Origin of the sequence: Parasphingomonas zepuensis, from assembly GCF_036663735.1 — a bacterium.
Lineage (GTDB): Bacteria > Pseudomonadota > Alphaproteobacteria > Sphingomonadales > Sphingomonadaceae > Sphingomonas.
Map to the genome: position 1 here is coordinate 1 of NZ_JAXOJO010000027.1, position 1,531 is coordinate 1,531.

Here is a 1,531-nt window from a genome sequence, read left to right on the forward strand (position 1 = left end):
GCGTGTAGCGCGCCGGCCGCCTTGATCGCCTGAAGAATGGAGATGATGCGGCGTGTGTCGATTCGCGCAGCCGTCAGCGCTTGCACGAGATCGGCAACACTTGTGTTCGGGAATTTGAACGCTCGATCACCCTCTCCCTGCGAGACTTCGAGCTTGGTGTTGGTCACGACAAGACTGCGTACATCGCTAGCAAACCCCGACATGAATCCCGGCTGTGATGCAACATTCTCGGCGGTCACCGTCACCTTGATGTCGCCTTGCGCGATTGCCACGCTGCTGATCATCACTTCGCTGCCCGCGACGACGGTACCCGTGCGCTCGTTGATTACGATCCGGCGCGCGCTGTCCGGCTCCACCAGGACATTTTCGACCTGCGCGACGAAACTTGCGATCGCCTCGGGGGTGCCGGAATAGCGGATGCGAATTTCGTTGGCGTTCCTGGCTTGAGCTGCGCCCATCCCAAACCGGGCGGTAATACCGTCGGCGACCCGCTGCGCCGTCGAGAAGCTCGGATTGGCGAGGAGGAATGAGAGTTCACCGTTCGAAATTGAAACCGCCGACTGCACGGCGGTTTCGATTGTGGCCCCGCCAGGCAAAACGGCGCTGGTGGGATAATTGCGCTGCTGCTGGTTCAATTCGCTTTCGAACCGGTAGCCTCCCGCCAGCAACGGTCCTTGTGCGAGCGCGTAAGGACGCTGATCGGGGCCCAACAGCGGCGTCATGATTAGAGTTCCACCAGCTAGACTGCGTGCATCACCGATCGAGGAAACCGTCACGTCGATCTTGTCCCCCAAATTGGCGGAAGGGGGCAGGACGGCGGTCACCATCACCACTGCAACGTTTCGACTGCTGATGTCGTCTTCGGTGACCGAGGTGCCGAGCCGGCTGAGGACGTTGCGAAGTGCTTGGCGAGTAACCACGCTGCGCCGCGTGTCGCCGGAGCCTGAGAGACCGGTCACCAGACCATAGCCGACCAGCGCGTTTTCCCGCCAACCGGCGAATCTGCCGAGGTTCTTGAGCCGCACCTGCTGCGCGAGCGCGGGAACAGGCATCAAAAGTGAGGCCAGAGCCACACCGCAAAGAAGTGCTCGCATCAGCCTAGACCCAGCAAACTGAAGAGCCTGTTGATCAGGCCGGGTTTAGCGCTGCGCGAGACAAACCCTTTGCCGTCATAATCTATCTCAGCGTCGGCGATACGGCTGGAGAGTACAGAATTTTGGCTCGAGATGTCAGCACTGCGGATGCGTCCACGAACTGCGATCGTCGTGTTCTCGCCATTCACGCGGAGCAGCTGCTTGCCGGCGATGCGATAGTCGCCATTTGGCAGGACCTCTTCAACGACGACACTCAGCTGTGCCAGCAACCGCTCGCTGCGTCGCGCCTCGCCTCGCCCAGTATATCCGCCGCCGAATGAAAGCGCACCGCCCTCATCGAGCGATCCGCCGCGAATGCTTGCACCTGCATCGGTGGATTTGCGCGTCGCGTTCTGCGTTGTGTTCGATGCTTCGGCGACTTGATGGACGACGACGGT

At 60.9% G+C, this 1,531-nt stretch carries 2 protein-coding genes; both read right to left on the reverse strand.

Annotation, left to right across the window (positions count from 1 at the left end):
• On the reverse strand, nt 1-1,094 hold a 1,094-nt coding region (gene flgI, locus U1769_RS24905), incomplete at its 3' end, for a flagellar basal body P-ring protein FlgI (protein ID WP_332720852.1).
• Nucleotides 1,094-1,531 (reverse strand): flagellar basal body L-ring protein FlgH (locus tag U1769_RS24910; RefSeq protein ID WP_332720853.1); only part of this gene is annotated, 438 nt, incomplete at its 5' end. The genes U1769_RS24910 and flgI, both read right to left, overlap by 1 nt.